Source organism: Paracoccus versutus (assembly GCF_029909795.1).
GTDB classification, from domain to species: Bacteria; Pseudomonadota; Alphaproteobacteria; order Rhodobacterales; family Rhodobacteraceae; genus Paracoccus; species Paracoccus versutus.
In genome coordinates this window covers 24,586-45,237 of record NZ_CP038196.1, presented here as the reverse complement: position 1 = coordinate 45,237, position 20,652 = coordinate 24,586, and the positions used below count along the sequence as shown (strand labels likewise).

20 protein-coding genes and 1 pseudogene are annotated in these 20,652 nt (G+C 64.3%); 7 read left to right on the top strand and 14 right to left on the bottom strand.

Features of this window, described 5'->3' with window-relative positions; translation table 11 throughout:
* Window positions 1–9: 9 nt before the first annotated feature.
* From trbJ to E3U25_RS00195, 9 genes are all read right to left on the bottom strand, one after another.
* Complete coding sequence (trbJ, locus tag E3U25_RS00235; RefSeq protein WP_116221490.1) at window positions 10–798, bottom strand: P-type conjugative transfer protein TrbJ; 789 nt, start codon at window positions 796–798, stop codon at window positions 10–12.
* The gene (trbE, locus tag E3U25_RS00230) at window positions 795–3,428 is read right to left on the bottom strand and encodes a conjugal transfer protein TrbE (protein WP_116221491.1); all 2,634 of its coding nucleotides are present in this window, start codon (window positions 3,426–3,428) and stop codon (window positions 795–797) included. The genes trbJ and trbE overlap by 4 nt, the downstream gene beginning before the upstream one ends.
* An 11-nt stretch (window positions 3,429–3,439) precedes the next feature.
* Window positions 3,440–3,721, bottom strand: coding sequence for a VirB3 family type IV secretion system protein (locus E3U25_RS00225; RefSeq protein WP_116221492.1), 282 nt, complete (start codon window positions 3,719–3,721; stop codon window positions 3,440–3,442).
* Window positions 3,721–4,053 (bottom strand): TrbC/VirB2 family type IV secretion system protein, encoded by a 333-nt coding sequence (locus E3U25_RS00220; protein WP_116221493.1) that lies wholly within the window; start codon window positions 4,051–4,053, stop codon window positions 3,721–3,723. The genes E3U25_RS00225 and E3U25_RS00220 overlap by 1 nt, the downstream gene beginning before the upstream one ends.
* Window positions 4,050–5,054: a P-type conjugative transfer ATPase TrbB gene (gene trbB, locus E3U25_RS00215; protein WP_116221494.1), complete on the bottom strand. Its 1,005-nt coding sequence runs from the start codon at window positions 5,052–5,054 to the stop codon at window positions 4,050–4,052. The genes E3U25_RS00220 and trbB overlap by 4 nt, the downstream gene beginning before the upstream one ends.
* 268 nt (window positions 5,055–5,322) lie before the next feature.
* Complete coding sequence (gene cueR / locus E3U25_RS00210) at window positions 5,323–5,757, bottom strand: Cu(I)-responsive transcriptional regulator (protein ID WP_116221495.1); 435 nt, start codon at window positions 5,755–5,757, stop codon at window positions 5,323–5,325.
* 15 nt (window positions 5,758–5,772) lie between these two features.
* Window positions 5,773–6,537 carry a MauE/DoxX family redox-associated membrane protein gene (locus E3U25_RS00205; RefSeq protein WP_244295036.1) on the bottom strand — a complete coding sequence of 255 codons (765 nt, stop codon included), beginning with the start codon at window positions 6,535–6,537 and terminating at the stop codon, window positions 5,773–5,775.
* 166 nt (window positions 6,538–6,703) lie between these two features.
* Complete coding sequence (gene copM / locus E3U25_RS00200) at window positions 6,704–7,099, bottom strand: CopM family metallochaperone (protein WP_116221496.1); 396 nt, start codon at window positions 7,097–7,099, stop codon at window positions 6,704–6,706.
* Between the two features lie 10 nt (window positions 7,100–7,109).
* Window positions 7,110–7,304 (bottom strand): heavy-metal-associated domain-containing protein, encoded by a 195-nt coding sequence (locus E3U25_RS00195; RefSeq protein ID WP_116221497.1) that lies wholly within the window; start codon window positions 7,302–7,304, stop codon window positions 7,110–7,112.
* A gap of 246 nt (window positions 7,305–7,550) precedes the next feature.
* On the opposite strand from E3U25_RS00195, the gene E3U25_RS00190 reads away from it, so the two are divergent.
* Complete coding sequence (locus E3U25_RS00190; RefSeq protein WP_116221498.1) at window positions 7,551–7,889, top strand: ArsR/SmtB family transcription factor; 339 nt, start codon at window positions 7,551–7,553, stop codon at window positions 7,887–7,889.
* A gap of 7 nt (window positions 7,890–7,896) precedes the next feature.
* On the opposite strand, the gene E3U25_RS00185 is transcribed toward E3U25_RS00190, so the two are convergent.
* On the bottom strand, window positions 7,897–8,784 hold the full coding sequence (locus E3U25_RS00185; RefSeq protein ID WP_116221499.1) for a DMT family transporter: 888 nt from the start codon (window positions 8,782–8,784) through the stop codon (window positions 7,897–7,899).
* 229 nt (window positions 8,785–9,013) lie between these two features.
* Between E3U25_RS00185 and E3U25_RS00180 the strand changes: the two genes are divergently transcribed.
* Entirely contained in the window at window positions 9,014–9,994 is a 981-nt protein-coding gene (locus E3U25_RS00180; RefSeq protein ID WP_116221752.1) for a cation diffusion facilitator family transporter, read from the top strand.
* 232 nt (window positions 9,995–10,226) lie between these two features.
* On the top strand, window positions 10,227–11,711 hold the full coding sequence (locus E3U25_RS00175) for an MFS transporter (RefSeq protein ID WP_116221753.1): 1,485 nt from the start codon (window positions 10,227–10,229) through the stop codon (window positions 11,709–11,711).
* A 96-nt stretch (window positions 11,712–11,807) separates the two neighbouring features.
* Here the strand turns inward: E3U25_RS00175 and E3U25_RS24890 are convergent, their stop codons facing one another.
* On the bottom strand, window positions 11,808–12,296 hold the full coding sequence (locus E3U25_RS24890; RefSeq protein WP_244295039.1) for a GlxA family transcriptional regulator: 489 nt from the start codon (window positions 12,294–12,296) through the stop codon (window positions 11,808–11,810).
* A 6-nt stretch (window positions 12,297–12,302) separates the two neighbouring features.
* Window positions 12,303–12,800 carry a DJ-1/PfpI family protein gene (locus tag E3U25_RS24885; RefSeq protein ID WP_244295042.1) on the bottom strand — a complete coding sequence of 166 codons (498 nt, stop codon included), beginning with the start codon at window positions 12,798–12,800 and terminating at the stop codon, window positions 12,303–12,305.
* Between the two features lie 126 nt (window positions 12,801–12,926).
* Between E3U25_RS24885 and E3U25_RS00165 the strand changes: the two genes are divergently transcribed.
* Complete coding sequence (locus E3U25_RS00165; protein ID WP_116221500.1) at window positions 12,927–13,358, top strand: hypothetical protein; 432 nt, start codon at window positions 12,927–12,929, stop codon at window positions 13,356–13,358.
* 28 nt (window positions 13,359–13,386) lie between these two features.
* Here the strand turns inward: E3U25_RS00165 and E3U25_RS00160 are convergent, their stop codons facing one another.
* The gene (locus E3U25_RS00160; RefSeq protein WP_116221501.1) at window positions 13,387–14,343 is read right to left on the bottom strand and encodes a GlxA family transcriptional regulator; all 957 of its coding nucleotides are present in this window, start codon (window positions 14,341–14,343) and stop codon (window positions 13,387–13,389) included.
* Window positions 14,344–14,444: 101 nt separating this feature from the next.
* Between E3U25_RS00160 and E3U25_RS00155 the strand changes: the two genes are divergently transcribed.
* Complete coding sequence (locus E3U25_RS00155; RefSeq protein WP_116221502.1) at window positions 14,445–14,987, top strand: cysteine hydrolase family protein; 543 nt, start codon at window positions 14,445–14,447, stop codon at window positions 14,985–14,987.
* A 340-nt stretch (window positions 14,988–15,327) separates the two neighbouring features.
* On the opposite strand, the pseudogene E3U25_RS00150 reads toward E3U25_RS00155, so the two are convergent.
* Window positions 15,328–15,921, bottom strand: a pseudogene (locus tag E3U25_RS00150) (transposase); the annotation flags it as partial.
* A 589-nt stretch (window positions 15,922–16,510) separates the two neighbouring features.
* Between E3U25_RS00150 and E3U25_RS00145 the strand changes: the two are divergent.
* On the top strand, window positions 16,511–18,538 hold the full coding sequence (locus tag E3U25_RS00145) for a hydantoinase/oxoprolinase family protein (protein WP_116221503.1): 2,028 nt from the start codon (window positions 16,511–16,513) through the stop codon (window positions 18,536–18,538).
* 3 nt (window positions 18,539–18,541) lie between these two features.
* The gene (locus E3U25_RS00140) at window positions 18,542–20,509 is read left to right on the top strand and encodes a hydantoinase B/oxoprolinase family protein (protein WP_116221504.1); all 1,968 of its coding nucleotides are present in this window, start codon (window positions 18,542–18,544) and stop codon (window positions 20,507–20,509) included.
* Window positions 20,510–20,652: the final 143 nt, after the last annotated feature.

The following is a 20,652-nucleotide window of genomic DNA, read 5'->3' as shown; positions in this document are numbered from 1 at the left end:
CTCGGGCCTTCAGTCGTTGAACATCCGGGCATTGCCGGGCTGGTAGCCGCTGCCGGGTGTCAGGAAGCGCTGGCGCTGGATGCGGCCCTGTTCGGCCGCCGCCGCGCGCTCGGCCTCGCTCAGCGCCTCGGCGCGGCCGGTGGCGGCAAGGAGCGCGGTGAGGTCGGAGAGCTGCTGGGATTGCAGGGCCAGCAGCTGGTTGCCGGCCTGGCTGGCTTGAAGCGCGCCGACAGCATTCTGGCTCTGCTCGACCAGCGTGGCCATCTCGGCCCGCTGCGCTTCGATATTGCCGGTGACGCCGGCCTGGACGCGCATGGCGTCCTGCAGCCCGCCCATGGTGTTGCTCCAGCGGGTGCGGGCGTCGTCCAGCAGTTGCTGCTCGGTGATCGAGAGGTCGGGCGTGCCGTATTCCCGCTCGAACGCCTGATCGACCTCCTGCACCTCGAAGGCGATGTTCTGGGCTTCGTCGAGGAGCTGCTGGGTGCGGCTGACGTTCTGCTGCAGTTGCTGCAGCGAGCTATGCGGCAGGCTGGCGAGATTGCGGGCCTGGTTGATCAGCATCTGCGCCTCGTTCTGCAGCGAGGCGATCTGGTTGCTGATCTGCTCCAGCGTCCGGGCGGCGGTCAGCAGGTTCTCGGCATGGTTGGTCGGGTCGTAGACGATGCGGCCGAAACCGCCGCCGAAGAAGGCATGGGCCGGCGTGGTCAGGACAGGCGCCAGCGCCAGCGGTGCCGCCAGCGCAAGGGCCAGTGCCGTGGTGCTGATGGAACGGGTGATCATGGATGGTCTGCGCGTCATGGCGCGGTCTCCTCTTCAGCGCTTGTTTCTGGTCCTGTCTCTGCGGGGATGGATCCTGCCTCGGCGTCGCCGGGCGCGACCGCGTCACCGGCAGGCCCGGTCTCCGGGCCGGAAAACCCGGCCTCGGCGAGGCCCATGCCGCGATCAGCACGTACCATTTCTGAACCGAATGGTTCAGATTCGGACGTACCTGCATCCTCGGGCGCGAGATTGTCGAGATCCGGGATCAACTCGGTCGCCCAGTCCACGCCGCGCGCCCGGAGCCAAGCGGCGAGGAAGCCGTCACGACCATGAGCGGCAAGGATCTCGCCGATCAGCGTCTGATCGGTTTTGGCCGATGCGGCGCAAAGCGCGAGTCCGACCTCGCTGAGGCCCAGTTCGAACAGCCGGTTGCCGCGCCGGGACTGGCAGTAATAGTCCCGCTTCGGCGTGGCCCGGGCCAGAATCTCGATCTGGCGGTCGTTGAGGCCGAAGCGGCGATAGATGGCGGTGATCTGCGGCTCGATGGCGCGTTCGTTGGGCAGCAGCAGCCGGGTCGGGCAGGACTCGATGATCGCCGGCGCGATGGCCGAACTGTCGATGTCCGAAAGCGACTGCGTGGCGAAGATCACGCTGGCGTTCTTCTTCCTCAGCGTCTTCAGCCATTCGCGCAGCTGGCCGGAAAACCCCTCGTCGTCCAGCGCCAGCCAGCCCTCGTCTATGATCAGCAGCGTCGGCCGGCCGTCCAGCCGGTCGCCGATGCGGTGGAACAGATAGGACAGCACCGCCGGCGCGGCGCCGGTGCCGACCAGCCCCTCGATCTCGAAGGCCTGTACATCGGCCGAGCCGAGATGTTCCGTCTCGGCGTCGAGCAGCCGGCCATAGGCGCCACCGATGCAATAGGGCCGCAACGCCTGCTTCAGCTCATTGGATTGCAACAGCACCGCTAGACCGGTGATGGTGCGTTCCCCGACCGGGGCCGAGGCCAGCGAGGTCAATGCCGTCCAGAGATGGTCCTTCACCTCCGGGGTGATCTCGATGCTCTCGCGGCGCAGGATGGCCGCAATCCAGTCGGCCGCCCATGCCCGTTCGGCGGTCTCGTGGATGCGGGCCAGCGGTTGCAGCGAGACGGAAGCCTCGTCACCCTCGGATAACCCACCGCCGAGATCGTGCCAGTCGCCGCCCATGGCCAGCGCGGCGGCGCGGATCGAGCCGCCGAAATCGAAGGCGAAGACCTGCGATCCGGCGTAGCGGCGGAACTGCAAGGCCATCAGCGCCAGCAACACCGACTTGCCGGCGCCGGTCGGACCGACGACCAGCGCATGGCCGACATCGCCGACATGCAGCGAAAAACGGAACGGCGTCGATCCTTCGGTGCGTCCGTAAAGCAGCGGGGGTGCGCCGAAATGGCCGTCCCGCTCGTCGCCGGCCCAGAGTGCCGAGAGCGGGATCATATGGGCGAGGTTCAGCGTCGAGACCGGCGGCTGGCGGACATTGGCATAGGCATGACCCGGCAGTGAGCCCAACCATGCGTCCACCGAGTTGACCGTCTCGATCATGGCGGTGAAATCGCGGCCCTGCACGATCTTCTCGACCAGCCGCAGCTTCTCGTCGGCGATGCGGGCGTCCTGGTCCCAGACGGTGACGGTGGCGGTGACATAACCCATGCCGGCGATGTCGGCGCCGAGCTCCTGCAGGGCCATGTCGGCGTCGGTGGCCTTGTTGGCGGCATCGGTGTCGACCAGGGCCGAGGGCTCGCTGGTCATCACCTCCTTCAGGATCGCGGCGATGCTCTTGCGCTTGGCGAACCATTGACGGCGGATCCTCGTCAGCAGCCGTGTCGCATCGGTCTTGTCGATGAGGATGGCGCGGGTCGACCAGCGATAGGGGAAGGCGATGCGGTTCAACTCGTCGAGAATGCCGGGCGTGGTCGCGGTGGGAAAACCGGTGATGGTCAGCACCCGCAGATGCGCCTCGCCCAGGCACGGCTCCAGCCCGCCGGTCAGCGGCTGGTCGGCGAGCAGCGCGTCGAGATGCATCGGCACTTCGGGCAGGCGCACGCGCTGCCGGTTGGTCGAGATGGTGGAGTGCAGATAGGTCAGCGTCTCGCCATCGTCGAGCCAGGCACATTCCGGCATGAATCCGTCGAGCAGCGCCAGCACCCGGTCGCTGCGGTCGATGAAGCCGCGCAGCAACTCCCAGGGATTGACGCCGGATGTCTCCCGGCCCTCGTAGAGCCAGCTTTCCGCTCGCGCCGCTTCCTCGGCCGGCGGCAGCCAGAGCAGGGTGAGGAAATAATCCGAGACGAAATGACTGCCTTCCTGCTCGAAATCGGCTTTCCGCTCGGCATCGGCCAGCGCCGAGGCCGGATCGGGAAAGGTGCTATCGGGATAGGTCGCGGCTTCGGATCTTTGCGCTTCGACGAAGATCGCCCAGCCGGAACCGAGGCGGCGGAAGGCGTTGTTGAGCCGCCCGGCCACCGCGACCAGTTCGGCGGCCACGGCGGAATCGAGGTCGGGGCCGCGAAACCGGGCGGTGCGCTGGAAGGAGCCGTCCTTGTTCAGCACCACGCCAGGCGCGACCAGCGCCGCCCAGGGCAGGTAATCGGCGAGGCGGGCGGCGGTGCGGCGATATTCGGCGAGGTTCATCATGGCAGGAACTCTCAGACGGCGAGATGGCCGGGGAGACGCAGGTGGCGCCGCCCGACCTCGACGAAGAGCGGATCGCGTTTGGCGGCAAAAACGGCGGCCAGATGGCCCACCGCCCAGATCAGGATCCCGGCGATCCATAGCTGGAGGCCAAGGCCGACGGCGCCGGCCAGGGTGCCGTTCAGGATGGCGATGCTCCTCGGCGCGCCGCCGAGCAGGATCGGCTCGGTCAGGGCGCGATGCACCGGGACCGTGAAGCCCGGAACCTCGGAAAGTTGTTCCAATCCGGCGGACATCAGACCACGGCTCCGCCGCCGAAACTGAAGAAGCTCAGGAAGAAGGAACTGGCGGCGAAGGCGATGGAGATGCCGAAGACGATCTGAATCAGCCGCCGAAAGCCGCCGCCGGTATCGCCGAAGGCCAGGGTCAGACCGGTGACGATGATGATGATCACCGCCACGATCTTCGCCACCGGCCCCTCGACGGAATCGAGGATCGACTGCAGCGGCGCCTCCCAGGGCATCGATGAGCCGGCGGCATGGGCGGCGGGCGCCAGCACCAAGCTGACATAGGCGAAACTGGCGGCTGTCGCGATACGGCGGCGGAACGTCAGGGCAGGACGGATCATGGCAGTTCTCCGGTATTTTCTGCGGTTGGCAGGTCGGCGTCGGGAATGACGGGGGTGATGCGGTAGTCGCCGTTAGGCCCCAGCCCATCGACGCGGGCCAACTCGGCCAACCTGCGCGCGGAGCCGCGTCCGGCGAGGACGGCAACGAGGTCGATGGTTTCCGCGATCATGGCGCGCGGCACGGTGACGACGGCTTCCTGAATCAGTTGTTCGAGGCGGCGCAGGGCGCCGATCCCCGATCCGGCATGGATGGTGCCGATGCCGCCGGGATGGCCGGTGCCCCAGGCCTTCAGCAGATCGAGCGCCTCAGCGCCGCGCACCTCGCCGATCGGGATGCGGTCGGGACGCAGGCGCAGCGACGATCGGACCAGATCTGACAGGCTGGCGACGCCGTGTTTGGTGCGCATGGCAACGAGGTTCGGCGCGGCGCATTGCAGCTCGCGGGTATCCTCGATGATGACGACGCGATCCGAGGTCTTCGCCACCTCGGCCAGCAGCGCATTGGTCAGCGTGGTCTTGCCGGTCGAGGTGCCGCCGGTGACGAGGATATTGGCGCGGGTCGCCACGCCGAGGCGCAGCGCCTCGGCCTGCATCCGGGTCATGATCCCGGCGGTGACGTAGTCGTCCAAGGTGAACACCGCGACGGCGGGCTTGCGGATGGCGAAGGCGGGCGCGGCGACCACCGGCGGCAGCAGTCCCTCGAACCGTTCGCCGGTCTCCGGCAGTTCGGCGGAGACGCGCGGGGACCGGGCATGGACCTCGGCGCCGACATGATGGGCGACCAGGCGGATGATGCGCTCGCCATCGGCAGGGGAAAGGCGTTCGCCCGTGTCGTTCAGGCCCTCGGAAAGCCGGTCGATCCAGATCCGGCCATCGGGGTTGAGCATGACCTCGATAATGGCGGGATCTTCCAGAAACCGGGCGATGGCAGGTCCGAGCGCGGTGCGGAGCATGCGGGCGCCGCGCCGGATCGCTTCAGGTTTCTGGTGAGCAGCCGCCATCTCGTCCTCGTTCCGTCACGGGCACCCGCGACGGGCGGCCCTGGATCGGGGACAAGTAGAAGAGGCAGAAATTCGGCTCTGGCAACATGGGAAATGGGATCGACGTACTGGGGCGCAGGAAAAGAAAGGAAAGGGAGGGTACGTTATTGTATTAGCTATACAATCGGTAACGACCGGAATGCAGCGAGATTAGACGGGCAACATCGCGGTGGCCGAAGCCGCAATAGTCATCAGCCCGACGCCTTTGCCATGTTAAAATGCGCATCTCTTAAACGGCGCCGCTTCTTGGACGGATGGTCAGGTCTTCATCCGGCCTGTCGGTTTCCAGCCGTTCGAGGATCGGGCAATCCGGCCGGTGATCGCCCCGGCACGAGCGGGCCAGCTCCTTCAGCGTTTCCGTCATCTCCTGAAGGGCGCGGATCTTTTCCTCCAGCGCGGCGATATGGTTGCGGGCGATGCGCTTGACCTCGCTGCTTTGGCGCGACTTGTCGCGCCAGAGGCCCAGCAATCCGTCGATCTCTGCCACGGAAAAACCAAGGTCGCGCGCCCGGCGGACGAAGCGCAGCATATGCACCTCGCTGTCCGAATAATCGCGATAGCCCGAGGCGGTGCGGTCCGCCGGCGGGATCAACCCCGTCTGTTCGTAATAGCGGATCATCTTGGCCGATACGCCCGAGGATTTCGCCGCCTGACCGATATTCATGCTGCCGTTCCCTCCCTAATGCCCCAGCCCGACGCCCATCGGCTTGAGCAGCATCCAGACCGCCATCGCCACCATCATCAGGTTCTCGGTCAGCGAGACGAATCCCAGGGGCACGTTGCTGTCGCCGCCGACGCAGGCGCATTTCAACTCGCGTTTGTCGATATAGACCGCCTTGAAGACCGATACCGCGCCTACCGTGCCGATGAACAGCGCGACCGGGATCGACAGCCACATCATCGCCCCCGCGATCATCAGGATGCCCGCCAGCGCCTCGGCGAAGGGATAGACATAGCCGTAGCGCACCCATCGCCGCGCCAGCAGGTCGTAGTTGAGGAACATGGTCGAGAAACCCTCGACATCCTTGAGCTTCTGAAGCGCCAGCAGACACATTGCGATCGCGATGAACCACTCGGCGGCCTGCACCGTCGCGAGGCTGCCGAGGGCGGCCCAGCTTGTCGCCAGCGCCATCAGCGCCGCCATGGCGAAAAGCGCGATCACCGGCCGGTAGGTCGGGGCGTCCTTGTCCTTCACCTGCTTGCCGAAGAAGGCCAGCAGGTCATCATAGCCGCCGATGCGCTTGCCGTCGATGAAGGTCTGGGGCGTGGTCTCGACACCGTGCTTTGCCTTGAAGGCGTCGATTTCGGCGCGGTCGGTCAGGTGGTGGTCGTCGACCTCGTAACCCTCGCGTTTCAGCAGGTCGAGCGACTTCAGCCCCCAGGGGCAGGTATGGTCCGCCGTCACCATCCGGTAAAGCGCGGCGCGTTTTGGGGTATCTGCCATGGTCTTCTCCTTGCGATCGCCGCGCGACAGGCTGGCGATCATGTTCGGGTGAGCCGGACCCTCGTCCGAAGACAATCGGTCCGGCGGGAAGCGGTTCCCCGGATGCCTGCCCGCAGGCAGGTGGCGGCGGACCTGACGGAAGGCCCCGCCGCACTTTGGGATGCGCTTACTTGCCGTGATCCGCCAGCCATTCGCGCATCATGGCGATCTCGGATTCTTGGGCCCTGATGACCTCTTCGGCCAGCTTGCGGACCTGCGGGTCCTTGCCGTGCTCCAGCGCTACCTTGGCCATGTCGATGGCTCCCTGATGATGCGGGATCATGCCGCGCATGAAATCGACATCGGCATCGCCGCTATAGTCGATCATCATTTCCTGATGCATCCGGTCCATCGCCTCAACATAGGCCCGGGTCGAGGGGCTGTCCTCCGCGGCGGGCGCATGCATCGCGCTCATGTCGTGCCCCTGCCCCCCGCTGTCTCCCTGCGTCTGGTGCTGGGCATTCGCAAATCCGGCCGAGATCGCGGCCATCGCCGCGATGAAGATCGTCGTCAGCTTGTTCATGCGCGTCTCCTCAAGCTGCGGTCGCCGGAAAACCGGCCTCGTCCAGCGCCTTCATCACCTCCGGCGCCGCCGCGGCGGTGTCGACCGAAATGGTCCGCGAGACGGTATCCGCCTCGACCTTTGCCTGCGCATCCAACACGGTGATGGCCGCACTGACCGCGCGCACGCAGCCGCCGCAGGACATGTCGGGAACGTGGAATTTCATGGGGGATCTCCTGATTTGCGTTTCAGGTCCCTGATATGGGGTTTCCCATCGTTGGAAGGTCAAGGGGTGTTGCCGGAAATACGAGGCACCGGGCCGGAACGGCGTGGCCGGGGCCGATTGATCTGGTGCAAGGCAAGATTCTGTTGGAAATCATACGTATAACCGCAAAGAAAGCTCGGATTCATTGCGCTCTGCCTTCGTGGTTGCTAGATTCCCTTCACCCACGCGATCAAAGGCATGTGACACATGGACGCCGCCACCGGGCCCGACTGCAAACGGTCCGTCTCACTGTCCCAGAACGAGGTGACGATCCTCGCCGAGACCTTTCGCCTGCTCGGCGATCCGTCGCGGCTGCGGATCGTGCTGTGCTGCCTGGACGGGCCGATCGCGGTCAGCGACATCGCCGAACGGCTGGAGCTGTCGGTCTCGCTCGTCAGCCACCACCTGCGCCTGCTGCGCGGCGCGCGGCTGGTCAGGGGGGTGCGGCAGTCCAAGCAGATCTTCTATGAGATCGCGGATCACCATGTCAGCCATGTCTTGCTGGATATGGGCTCCCATATTGCTGAAGACCATCACGAAGACTGACCCCGGACTAAGCGCCCGTCCTGGACAGTCGCGTCTTGCCGGCGCGCTGATGGACCAGCAGCGAGCCCAGCCCCGAAACGGCGATCAGCACCAGACCCGCCAGTGATACGATGTCGGGCCAATCGCCGAAGACGACGATCCCGAGCGCCGTGGCCGAAATCAGCTGGCTGTAGACCAGGGGCGCGATCAGGCTCGCCTCGGCCTTCCTGCTGGCCATGACCAGCAGGTAGTTGCCCAGGGCCGAGCCGACGGCGCTGACGAGGAGGAGCGTGAGCAAGGGCGCATCGAGCGCGGGAAAGTCGGATTGCAGGCCGAAGGGCGTCAGGACGACGGCTCCGATCAGCAGCTGCGAGATCAGCAGGAATCGCGGCCGGAATGTTCCCGCCAGAGTGCGGGTCATGACCAGATAGGCGCCGTAGAACGTCCCCGCCGCCAGGGCGAAACCCATGCCGGCGGAACTGCCGAAACCGGGTTTGACCACCAGCATCACGCCGGCGAAGCCGATCGCCAGCAAGAGGCTTCTCTGCGCCAATGGCCGCTCGCCCAGGAACAGGATCGCCAGGATATAGGACACGACCGGGCCGACGAAGAAGGCGCCGAAGACATTGGCGATCGGTTCCGTCTTCAGGGCCGTCAGGATGCAGCAGATCCCGCATACGATGAATCCCGCCCTCAGCAAGACACGCCAGGTCAGCAATGCCGGCAGTTCCCGCCGGGTCAAGCCGCTGAAGGGAAGCAGCATCAGCGCGGCCAGGAAGAACCGCGACCATGCCACGATGAAGGGATCCACGCCGCCGCCGGTCAGCAGCTTGCCCGCCGTATCCCCGATGACCACGCAGGTCACTGCGACGAAGACGGTCGCGATCAGTCGTAGCAAATCCGGCGTATTGGTCATGGTCGTTCTCGGGATGCGGAAACTGGCGGTGTCGTGCGACGGATCGGAAGATCGCCGCGCTGAAAGGTCATCTGAACCACTGCGCCACCAGCGATACAAGCCACGACAAGCCCAGGCCTCCCCTGTGACGGCAGGAAGGGGTGGTCGGGGCAGGCAGCATCGACTTGGCATTGACTGGCAATACTTAAACACTTATTCAAGTATAGAATCAATGAAGGCGGATTGCGTCATGGCTCATCAGCACGACCACGGCCCGCATGCCGGGCATCACCATCACGATCACGATCATTCCCATGTCCCTGCCGTCACCGGCGAGAATGAGCGCAAGATCCTGATCTCCTTCTTCATCATCTTCGGCTTCATGCTGGTCGAGGCCATCGGCGGCCTCCTGTCCGGCTCGCTGGCGCTGCTGGCGGATGCGGGACACATGCTGACCGACGCCATCGCGCTGGGGCTGGCCTATGCCGCCTTCCGCCTGGGCCGGCGCGCCGCCGACAGCAAACGCAGCTTCGGCTATGCGCGCTTCGAGGTCATCGCCGGGCTGATCAACGCGCTGACCCTGTTCGGGATCGTCGGGTTCATCCTCTACGAGGCCATCGCGCGCCTTCGCGAACCGCAGCCGGTGCTGGCCGGCTGGATGTTCGTGGTCGCAGTCATCGGCATGCTGGTGAACCTGTTCGTCCTGTGGTTCCTGACACGCGGCGACACCGGGCATGTGAACGTCAAGGGCGCGGTCCTGCATGTGATGGGCGACCTGCTCGGCTCGGTCGGCGCCATCGCGGCGGCGGTGGTGATCTGGTTCACCGGCTGGACGCCCATCGACCCGGTCCTGTCGGTCTTCGTCTCGCTTCTGATCCTGCGCAGCGCCTGGAGCCTGCTGAAGAACACGCTGCATATCCTGCTTGAGGGCGCACCGGATGATGCAGGGGCGGAAAGGATCGCCGCGCATCTGAAGGCCAATGTCGACGGCATCGAGGATGTCGGCCATGTCCATGTCTGGCAGATCACCTCGGGGCGCGCGCTGGCGACGCTGAAAATCCGCCCGACCGCCGGCGCCGACCTGATGGCGCTGACCACCCAAGCCGAACAGATCCTGCGATCCGAGTTCGATATCGAGCATCCGACGGTGGGGATCGACTGGACCGGGACGGAAAGCTGCAGCCTTGATAGGCCCGCCGCGCCGTCCGGTCACATCGGTCACAGCCACTGACTTCCGGAAAGCACGTGGCGCGGGTGGAATAGCCTGCGGAGCCTCTTGACCTTCCAACGATGGGAAGCACCAGATTGGCCGGCATGAGGTGAAGGCAAGGGGCTTCTCATGCAGATCCATGATGGAAAAATGGCTGACCGGCCGCCAGCGCATACGCAGGCGATGGTGGGCGGATGATGCGCCGAGCCATCAGCTTTTCTCACTGAAATTCAAACATATCCAGGATATTCCAATGACAGCTGTGGGAACCCCGCAAAACGACCGGCCCGATCAGAATCTCGGCCTGTCCCTGACCGTCATCGCCACGGCACAGTTGATGCTGGTGCTTGACGATTCCATCGCCAATATCGCCTTGCCGGTGATCCAGAACGAACTCGGCATTTCCGCCGCGAACCTGCCATGGGTCATCAATGCCTATATCCTCGCCTTCGGCGGGCTGCTGCTGTTCGGCGGTAGGCTGGGCGATCTGTTCGGGCGCCGGCGCCTGCTCCAGATCGGCATGGCGGTGTTTACATTGGCCTCGCTGCTGGCCGGGCTGGCGCAGGACGGTGCGTCGCTGATCGCCTTTCGCGGGTTGCAGGGGCTGGGGGCCGCATTGACCGCGCCCAATGCGCTGGCCCTGATCGCCACCACTTTTCCGGAAGGCCAGCCGCGCAGCAAGGCGATGGCGGTCTATGGCGGCATGTCGGCGCTCGGCATCGTCGCCGGCCTGCTGCTGGGCGGTGTGCTGACCAGCACGCTCGGCTGGCGCTGGGTGTTCTTCATCAACATTCCCATCGGCCTGGCGGTCCTGGCCGGATCGCGCATCCTTGCCGAGGCCGATCTGCATCGGGGCCGCCTCGACCTTGCCGGGGCCGCGACCAGCATCGCCGGCATGTCCGCGCTGGTCTATGCGATCACGCGCGGCGGCGAGCATGGCTGGACCGACGAGATTACGCTTGCCGCCTTCGCGGTCGCCGCCGTCATGCTGCCGCTTTTCCTCATCCTTCAGTCGCGCGGCAAAAGCCCGCTGCTGCCGCTGCATCTGTTCAACGACCGCAACCGGACCGGATCCTATCTGGCGACGGCATTGCTGGCCTTCGGGCCGATGGGGGCGTTCTACCTGTTGACGCTCTACATGCAGCATATCGAAAGCTACAGCCCGATCGCGGCGGGGCTGGCATGGCTGCCCTTCGCCATCGGCCTGGTGCTGGGGGCCGGGATCAGTTCGAAGCTGGTCCTGCGCCTTGCGCCCCGGCAGGTCGCGGTGCCGGGGATGCTGATCGCCGGCGGCGCGCTGTTCTGGCTGTCGCGGATCGGGGATGCGTTCGACTATGCCGGGCATTTCATGCCCGGCGCATTCCTGCTGGGCTTCGGCTTCGCCATGGGCATCGTCTCGCTGACCCTGACGGCGGTGAAGGGCGTGGCCGCACAGGAAACCGGTATCGCCTCGGCGCTGCTGAACGCGTCCCAGCAGATCGGCGTCGCCTTCGGGCTGGCGGTGCTTTCGACGGTCTCCGTGACGGCGACGGCGAGCCGGATGCCCGATGCGCTGGCCGGCCTCTATCGTGGCCGCAATGCCGGAGATCAGGGGCTGGTGGAGGCGGCGAACGACGCCCTTGTCCACGGCTACGGCCTCGGACTCGCAGCGGCTTCGGCAGCCCTCATCGCTGCGGCCGTGATCGCCGCGGTTCTGGTCAACGCGAGAAGGGGCGAAGTCTCGGCTGAGTTGGTGTAGTCGCCCAAGGCAGAGGATCCGGTTCCCCCAGATATCGCGCATGGTCGCCGGGATACCGGATCCGCGATCCGCGATCCGTGGAACCTAGGGTGTTCGTTACAGCCGGGAAAGGGTCCGGCCCGAACCGAAGCGATGACGGTATTCGCCTGGTGTCAGGCCGAGCAGCTTTGTGAACACTCGGCTGAATGCACTTACGTCATGGTAGCCGACCTCCCAAGCGATGCTCTCGACCGAGGACTGACCGAATTGCAGCAACTCTCTGGCGCGACCCATACGGATGCGCTGGCAATATTCCGTTGTTGTCATTCCTGTTGCCTTGCGGAAACGGCGCAGAAAGGTCCGCTCCTCCAGGCCGGTGATCGCGACCATGGAGTTCAGCACCATGTCCTGTGCCGCAGTGGCATGCAGCCAATGCTGCACCTTCAGAATGGCCTGGTCGCCGTGGCTCATGTCGGGAGAGAAGAAGCTGTAATAGCGTTGCTCGCGGCCGGGCGGGTCTATCAGCAGGATGCGCGAGGTTTCGAGCATCACCCGCGAGCCAAGAAAGCGGTCGAGCAGCTTCAGACCCAGATCGGTCCAGGACATCGCCCCTCAGGCGGTGATGATGTCGCCATCATCTATGACGAGCCGGTCGACATCGAGCTTTACCTGCCCAAATTGCCGGCGGAATGGCTCGGCATAGAGCCAATGCGTCGTGACCGTGCGCCCATTTAGCAGCCCGGTCTGGGCCAGCAGAAAGGCGCCGGCGCATACCGAGCCGAGCGTCGTGCCCGTCGCGTGCCGTTCGCGTAACCAGGCGACCGTGCTGTCGTCGAGCGCGTGACCGCCGGGATCTCCCAGGACAGAGGGCAGCACCAGCACCATCGGCATGCCTTCCCTTTCCGGGTGGGTGTCGAATATCCGCTCGGGCGGGCTGTCAGGGCATGTTGCCTGCCAATGCGAAACACGCACTTCCTTTGCGGATTCTTCGTCATCGGAAAGAACGAAACGGTTGGCGATCACCAGGAGATCGGTGAGGCCGGACACCACCGATACCTGCGCGCCAGGATAGAGCACCAGGCCGAACTCTGTCAGGGTCTTAGCGCTCATTGTCGGAATCAGCCATGTTTATGTCGAGATCGCCAATGGTCGTATAGCGGGCGACACCGATAACCTCCAGTGACACCGGCGACCAAGGCGCTCTCGCCCTCCGCCGGCCAATCCTGGAGACCGCATATGATCACCCATGACCTCAACCACTGGCCGCTTATTGTCACCGTCCTTCGAGGTGCCCCGACGGCCGATGAGCAACTGGCATTCTTAGATCAGTTCAGTCGCTGGCTTGATCGCGGAGAGCGGTTCGCAACCCTGCGGATCTACGCCGATAGCGATTCGCTTTTGCGCCCCCAAGGCAACGGACAGGAGGCGAAGGAGTGGTTCCAGTCCAATGCGGAACGAATCGCTGGTCTTGTTCTTGGCATGGCACGGGTGCTTCCCGCCGCGAACTTGACGGAGGCGCGGCCCATGCCCAGGCTCGGCGTGCCGGCTGAGACCTTCGGCGCGCTGGACACGGCGTTGTCCTGGCTCATCGATGACATTCTCGCCCCTAATGGAATTCAAATGACGCGCCAATCACTTGGCGATCTCCACGGGCTGATGTCACCTTGATCCAGATGATATCGGAGGCTGGGCCGGCTCAGGCATGGAACCTCTGCCGGTATTCCCCCGGCGTCAGGCCGACGATGCGCAGGAAGACCTTGCGGAATGCGCCGGGGTCGGAATAGCCGACCTGCCAGGCGATCCGTTCGACGGGTTGCTGGCCAAATTGCAGCAGTTCCTGCGCCTTGGCCACCCGCAAGCGTTGGGCGTAATCCGTCGCGGTCAACCCGGTCGCCTTCTGGAAGCGGCGCAGGAAGGTGCGGGGCTCCAGCCCGGCCTCGGCGGCCAGGACGGCAAGGCGGGTCTCCTTGCCCTCACAAGCCTGCAGGACATGCTGCGCCTTCAGGATCGCGGCATCGCCATGGCTCAGGCGTGGCACGAAGCCGCTGTAATAGCGCTGCTCGCGTCCCGGCGGATCGACCAGCAGCATCCGCGCCGTCGCGGCCATCGCCACCGGGCCAAGGAAACGGTCCACCAGTTTCAACCCCAGATCGGTCCACGACATCAGCCCGCCGGCCGAGACGATGTCGCCGCCGTCGATGATCAGCCGGTCGGTATCCACTTGCGCCTTGGGAAAGCGGTCCTGCAAGGCCTGGACATAGGTCCAGTGCGTGGTCACGGCGCGGCCCGCCAGCAGGCCGGTCTCGCCCAGCAGGAAGGCGCCGCCGCAGACCGAGGCCAGCACCGTGCCATCGGCATGCCGCTCCCGCAGCCAGCGCGCCAGCGGCACTGCCGCCTCGGGGCTGATCGGCGGTTCCAGCGACGGCGGCAGGATCATCACGTCGCAACGCGCATCGTGGAACCCTTGCGGATCGCTGTCGAAGACCGTTTCCGGCGCGGCGCCGCCATCGGCCCGCAGGTGCCGGACGCGCAGGTGGCCCGCCGCATCCTCCCGTGGCGCGGATCGGCAGGCGAGGTGGAACAGGTCGGTCAATCCCAGCACCGCCGAAACCTGCGCGCCGGGATAGAGCAGGATGCCGATCTGCGCCGTCATTGTCGATATTGCCCCTGATTCTGTCGATTTCGCCAATGGTCCACACCATTATCCGAACTCATATTCAGTGCAAGAAAACCCAACCACCGAAAGGAAATATCATGTCGAAACGCGCCATCCTGGTCGTTGATCTTCAGAACGAATACTGGCCCACCGGCAATTTCTCCCTCGTGGGGATCGAGGCCGCCGCCGCCAATGCCGCCCGCGTCATGGCGCATGCCCGCGAAAGCGGCGACCTGGTGGTCAACATCCGCCACGAGATCCCCGGCGGCCCGATCTTCGTCGCCGGCAGCGAAGGCGCGCAGATCAACCAGGCCGTGCTGCCGCAGGGCGACGAGCCCGTGATCACCAAGAACTTCCCCAACTCCTTCCGCGAGACCGGGCTGGACCATCTGCTGAAGCAAAACGGTGTCGAGGAGGTCGTGGTCGTCGGCGCCATGAGCCACATGTGCGTGGATGCGACGGTCCGGGCGGCCAATGACCTGGGCTACCAGACCACCACAATCCACGACGCCTGCGCCACCCGCGACCTGGAGTTCGACGGCGTCACCACCCCCGCCGCGCAGGTCCATGCCGCGCTGATGGCGGCGCTCGCCTTCATGTATGGCGAGGTCATCGACACCGACGCGTTCTTGGCGCGCTGAGCCGGACGCAGATCAGTCCCGGGCCCGGTCGGACCGGGTCCGGACGAAGGACACGCTGCTGATACCGAGCGCAGCGATGACGCAGGCCACGACGAACCCCCGGCGGAACTGAGACCGTCGTCATCTTAGCAACCATGCTGTAGGGACATACTGAATTCCTTCGCAACCCGATGCTGGCTCATACCTGCCGCGCAGGCTTGAAGAACTCATAGTTTCACGCTTCAGCAGGGTGCTGAAATAGTCGCTGCGTTGGAACGGTTTCCCATCGCTGGGACCGGGATCCCTGTCAACCGGGTGGGCGAAGAGGAAGTCCACGCGGGTCCGGTGACGCCCCTCGGCCTCATGCGGTCAGCAACCGGGGCAGTCTGGCCAGATTGTTGGCGGCCATTGTGAGGATGAAGCGGGACCGCACACGCTCGACGCCACAATAGACGGTCTGTGCCCTGCCGCCGACGGTCTTGGCCCAGCCGAAGGCCTCCTCGATGCGCTTTCGGTTCTTCAGGGACAGGGCGTATCCCTCATGCCGGGTGGCGCGACCGTCGATCGCTGAATGTCGCGATTTCTGCGCGACATGAGGGGTGACGCAGGCTTGGCGCTGATTGGCGACGAAGTCGGCCGTGTTGAAGCCCTTGTCCGCGACCAGTGTCAGCCGCCGGGTCGATCCAGGGGAGTGACGGTGGATCATGTCCAGCGCGGCGCGCCGTACGGCATGGCCGTCGGCTTGGGTGAGATCGCCCCGCACGATCAGGCTGTTGCGGTTCTCCATCAGCGCATGGCCGATGAAGCGCAGCATCGCCCCAGCGCCCAAGGACTTCTTATAGAGCCGCGCGTCAGGGTCGATGGTCGAGGCATGGGTGGCGTTCGTGCGCTTCTCACGCCGGAAATCGACCTCGGCATTGCGGTTCTGGCGGTTGGGGCGGGGCCTCAGGTCCGGTTGGCTCAGAGTGGTCTTCGACGGGCGTGTCGGGTCCATGCGGGCTAGGCCTCCAACAGTGTCCTCCAACTCTGCTCAACCGATCAGTCTGCCTTAGAGTGGTCGCCTATGCTCCGGCCGCTTACCAGGTTTGTAGCGCCGGTGTTGATCTACAGCGCACGGCGGCTTGAACGAGCGAACAGTCATAGGCCGTGCCGCTGCCAGCGCAGGAATCATAAATATATAATACAAATCAATGAATTACAATATTTCCTGTAATTTCTCGTAAACTTTGTTGACTGACGTCGGGTTTGGATGATATATTACAGATAAGAACAAAAAGACGTGAATCGTAACGTGGATTAAACAGGGGTTCGCTGCCGTGCACGACACTGCAATGGCGCAGATTGCGCCAGGAAAGCCGCATCGTTCGGCGCTGAGATTCCCGGCGCGATGACGGAGCGGCAACGTCTCATCCGGCTTCTCCTGCTCATACGCCCCACGGAACCGGTGCCTCTGCGTCCGCCGGTTCCGCGATAGCTGGGCCGAGAACAATTCCGACACCAAGGCGCCGTTCTGGCGCAACCGCGAGAACAAGAAGGAGGCTGATTTGGAAAGCATACGTGTTGCAGTCGACGTTGGTGGGACGTTCACCGACATCTGCATTCTGGACGAGGAGACCGGCCAGATCCGGGTCGAGAAGGCGTCTTCAACTCCCAGCGATCCCATTGAGGGCATCATGAACGGCATTTCCAATGCCGGCATCGATCTGAGCAAGGTGGCCTTGTTCTCCCACGGCACGACGGTGGCAACGAATGCCCTGATCACACGCCGACTGCCGCGCACAGCCATGATCTGTTCTCAGGGCTACCGGGATGTGGTCGAGATCCGCCGCGGTAACCGCAACGAACTGTGGGATGCCTACAAGGATATGCCCGGCTCTTATATTCCGCGCCGCGACCGTCTTACCGTCCCCGAGCGGATCGACTTCGAAGGCAAGGTCTTGACGCCGCTGGACGATAAAGCCGCCCGCGACGTTGCTCGGATTCTCAAGCGTCGCGGCGTAAAGGCTGTGGCCGTTTGCTTCATCAATGCCTATTTGAATGGCTCCCATGAGCGTCGGATGCGGGAGATCCTTAAAGAGGTGATGCCCGATGTGCCGGTCTCGATCTCGAGCGAGGTCATGGCAGAGATCTTCGAGCATGAGCGGTTCTCGACCACCATGGTGAATGCCGTGTCCAGTCCGGTGGTGGTGGATTACGTGGACCGCTTGGGCGAGAAGCTGGCCGAAGGCGGCTATAAGCGCGACCTGCTGCTGCTGCATTCGGGCGGTGGCGTGATGACGCCGGCTTCGGTGCGCGATTTCTCGGCCCGTCTTGCCGGATCGGGCATTGCGGCGGGGGCCATCGCGTCGCGCCACATCGCCGGCCTGTGCGGCTATGAGAATGCCATCGGTCTCGACATGGGGGGCACCTCGACCGACATCTCGATGGCATACAAGGGTGAACTGCGTGTCACCAACGACTGGTTCATCGAATTCGGGTATCCGATCCGCTTCCCGGCGATCGAGATTGTTACCATTGGGGCGGGCGGCGGCTCGCTGGCCTGGACCGACCCGGCGGGATCGTTGAAGAACGGACCGCAATCGGCCGGGGCGGATCCGGGCCCTGCTTGTTATGGAAACGGTAACATGCAGGCGACCAACACCGATGCGAACGTAGTGCTGGGCCGTCAAGGGCCGACGCTCGCCGGGGGCAAGATCACCCTTAAGGCCGAGCTTGCCGCCGAGGCAGTCGCGGCGGTTGCCAAGGATCACGACCTGACCGTCCCGGAGGCGGCGGAAGCCATCGTCAAGGTGGCCAACGCCAACATGGCAGATGCGGTGCGGATCATTTCGATCGGCCGCGGTTATGATCCGCGGGATTTCGCGCTGGTTGCATTCGGCGGCGCCGGCGCTCTGCATGGTGTGGATGTGGCCCGCGAACTGTCCATCCCGGCCGTGATCGTGCCGCCGAATCCCGGTGTCACCTCGGCGCTTGGCTGCCTGCTCGTCGACGTCCAGCACGACTTCAAAGAGAGCTTCCTCAAGGCAGCACGCAATACCACACCCGAAGAGATCGAGGCGCGATTCAAGGCCATGGAGACGGAGGCGGTAATGCGCCTTTCACATGAGGGCGTGGATGGAAAGGATATCGTGCTGCAGCGCAGCATCGATATGATGTATGAGGGACAGTGGCGAACGCTCACGGTTCCTGTGCCGGGGAGCATCACAGATATCAAGGGACTTACCGACGCCTTCCATCGCGAATACGAGCGCGAATACGCCTATCGCCGCGATGACACACCGGTCGAGTTCTTCAATCTGCAACTCAAGGCCATCGGTGTCGTGCCGAAAGCCGACCTGGCGGTGCATGAACCCACGGGTGTCCGGCCCGAACCAGCCAGCCGACGCGAGGTCTGGTTCGACAATCAGCCGCATGCCAACACGCCGATCTTCACCCGAGAGGATCTGCCGGCGGGGTTCGAAATCGCCGGCCCGGCGATCGTCGAGCAGTTCGACTCCACCATCGTCATCCCGCCGAAATCGGTGGCCCATGTCGACAAGTATCTCAACATCGTCATCAAGCTGGAGGGCTGACGGATGCTCGACACCAGGAAGATCGATCTCGATCCTGTCACCTTCGAAGTTCTCAAGAACTCATTCATCAACTCGGTCGACCAGATGGGCGAGCAGATCCTGCGGACCTGCTATTCCTTCGTGGTCTACAACCGCGACTTCTCGTGTTCGCTGCATGATGCCGAAGGCAATCTGGTGGCGCAGGGCAGCGAGGATTGTGCGGTCCATGTCGGCACCATGCACAACACCTGCAAGGCGGTGATTCGGGATTTCGAAGGCGACATCCATGAAGGCGACGTCTTCATCATCAACGACCCGTATGAGGGGGGCACGCATTTCTGCGACTTCCGCCTGTGTCGGCCGATCTTCTCGGATGGCAAGCTGATCGCCTGGAGTCAGGCCAACGGCCATTGGCAGGATGTGGGCGGCGGGGTTCCCGGCTCGCTGGATACCGGCGCGCGAGACATGTTCCGCGAGGGCGTACGTGTGCCCCCGACCCGCGTGGTGGACAAAGGGGTCTGGCGCAAGGACGTGGCAAATCTGATTGCCAAGATGACTCGCGACCCGGATTCGATCATCGGCGACATGGTGGCGCAGACCGAGGCCACGCTGGTCTGCCAGCGTGAGATCCTGCGGCTGGTGGAGAAATACGGCCGCGACACCGTGGAGGACGGCATCCAGGAGGTGCAAAACCACACCGAGCGCGCCATGCGCCTACGGCTGCGCGAGATCCCGGACGGCGAGTGGGAGGTCACGGAGTATTTCGACAAGGACCCCGGCAATCCGGGTGACAAGATGCTGCCGGTGAAGATCAAGATGACCAAGAAGGGCGACCAGGTCACCTATGACTTCACCGGCACCCACCCGCAGATCCGCTCGATCTACAACGCGTCTTTCGGGGGATCCTTTTCGGGGCTGGTGGCCGGGATGAAGACATTTTTCCCGGATCTGCCGATCAACCACGGGTTTTACCGGGTGATGGACGTGATCGCGCCCAAGGGCACCATGATCAACGTTCAGTGGCCGGGACCGTCGCAGGCCTATCTGATGGCCTTCGAGAAGGTGATGAACGCAACTTACGAACTGTGGTCGATGGTCTTGAAGGAACGCGCCATGTCCTGCGTGTTCAATATCGAGTTCCTCCTGGTCGGAGGAACCGACAAGCGTTTCGACAACAATCCGTTTTTCATGTTCTATGACTGGCTGCCTGGCGGCTGGGGTGGCCGCAATGGCAAGGACGGTGCCGGGATGGGGCCATCGTCTTTCGGGACGGGCCTTCGCTCGCAACCGATCGAGGGGCAGGAACGCTTCATCCCGATGGTGGTGAACGAGTTCGAGATCCAAACCGATTCTGGCGGACCGGGCAAGTGGCGCGGCGGGGTCGGGGCGGTGAAGTCTCATACCTTCACCCAACTCGATGATACGGTGCTGTCGTATATCTGCGACCGCGAACGCTCGGTTGCGTGGGGCAGCGAAGGAGGCCTGCCGGCGACGCCGATGGGAATTGCGGTAACGCGCAAAGGCGCCAGCGAACCGACGTGGCTCGGCGTCGGCTTCTCCGGCGAGCATCTGTATGAGGGCGACTACATTACCCGTCCCACCGGCGGTGGTGGCGGCTACGGCGATCCCCTGGAGCGTGATCCTCAAGCGGTGCTGGAGGATGTGATCGACGACTACGTCTCGCTTGAGCGCGCACGCAAGGACTACGGCGTGATCATTGAGGCGATCGATCCGGAAGTGCTGGAATTCCGTCTCGATCTCGACGCGACCGAGAGGGAACGCGCGACGCAGCGCGAAACTCGTGCGGCACGCGCTCGAATGGATCCCGAGATGGTCGCGGGGATGTTCCGCGCCGGCGAGATCGACCAGTTCGACTGCGTGCGCCATTACGCCACGATTCTCGACTGGGGCACGGGCGCCTTGCTGCCCGACACCACGCGCGATTTCCGCGCGCTCTACGAACGGCGCAGCATCGCGCATTGGAAGGACTGAGCGCCGACTGCGGCGCTCCACCTCAAGGCTGCCTGCGAGGCGGCATTGGATCGCCCCACCCATCGGGGCGGTCCGACTGCGGCGAAGTATCCCATGAGAGCGATCCGCCGCACCAGCCATCCAGCTTTCTGGAATGTCCAACA

Bases quoted from the DNA above. Each gene is read 5' to 3' on its own strand.
- trbE (WP_116221491.1), bottom strand. From the start codon at position 3,428: ATGATGAACCTCGCCGAATATCGCCGCACCGCCGCCCGCCTCGCCGAT.
- copM (WP_116221496.1), bottom strand. From the start codon at position 7,099: ATGAACAAGCTGACGACGATCTTCATCGCGGCGATGGCCGCGATCTCG.
- trbJ (WP_116221490.1), bottom strand. From the start codon at position 798: ATGACGCGCAGACCATCCATGATCACCCGTTCCATCAGCACCACGGCA.
- E3U25_RS00155 (WP_116221502.1), top strand. From the start codon at position 14,445: ATGTCGAAACGCGCCATCCTGGTCGTTGATCTTCAGAACGAATACTGG.
- E3U25_RS00220 (WP_116221493.1), bottom strand. From the start codon at position 4,053: ATGATCCGTCCTGCCCTGACGTTCCGCCGCCGTATCGCGACAGCCGCC.
- E3U25_RS00165 (WP_116221500.1), top strand. From the start codon at position 12,927: ATGATCACCCATGACCTCAACCACTGGCCGCTTATTGTCACCGTCCTT.
- cueR (WP_116221495.1), bottom strand. From the start codon at position 5,757: ATGAATATCGGTCAGGCGGCGAAATCCTCGGGCGTATCGGCCAAGATG.
- E3U25_RS00185 (WP_116221499.1), bottom strand. From the start codon at position 8,784: ATGACCAATACGCCGGATTTGCTACGACTGATCGCGACCGTCTTCGTC.
- E3U25_RS00160 (WP_116221501.1), bottom strand. From the start codon at position 14,343: ATGACGGCGCAGATCGGCATCCTGCTCTATCCCGGCGCGCAGGTTTCG.
- E3U25_RS00175 (WP_116221753.1), top strand. From the start codon at position 10,227: ATGACAGCTGTGGGAACCCCGCAAAACGACCGGCCCGATCAGAATCTC.
- E3U25_RS00205 (WP_244295036.1), bottom strand. From the start codon at position 6,537: ATGGCAGATACCCCAAAACGCGCCGCGCTTTACCGGATGGTGACGGCG.
- E3U25_RS00180 (WP_116221752.1), top strand. From the start codon at position 9,014: ATGGCTCATCAGCACGACCACGGCCCGCATGCCGGGCATCACCATCAC.
- E3U25_RS00195 (WP_116221497.1), bottom strand. From the start codon at position 7,304: ATGAAATTCCACGTTCCCGACATGTCCTGCGGCGGCTGCGTGCGCGCG.
- E3U25_RS00140 (WP_116221504.1), top strand. From the start codon at position 18,542: ATGCTCGACACCAGGAAGATCGATCTCGATCCTGTCACCTTCGAAGTT.
- trbB (WP_116221494.1), bottom strand. From the start codon at position 5,054: ATGGCGGCTGCTCACCAGAAACCTGAAGCGATCCGGCGCGGCGCCCGC.
- E3U25_RS24885 (WP_244295042.1), bottom strand. From the start codon at position 12,800: ATGAGCGCTAAGACCCTGACAGAGTTCGGCCTGGTGCTCTATCCTGGC.
- E3U25_RS00190 (WP_116221498.1), top strand. From the start codon at position 7,551: ATGGACGCCGCCACCGGGCCCGACTGCAAACGGTCCGTCTCACTGTCC.
- E3U25_RS24890 (WP_244295039.1), bottom strand. From the start codon at position 12,296: ATGTCCTGGACCGATCTGGGTCTGAAGCTGCTCGACCGCTTTCTTGGC.
- E3U25_RS00225 (WP_116221492.1), bottom strand. From the start codon at position 3,721: ATGTCCGCCGGATTGGAACAACTTTCCGAGGTTCCGGGCTTCACGGTC.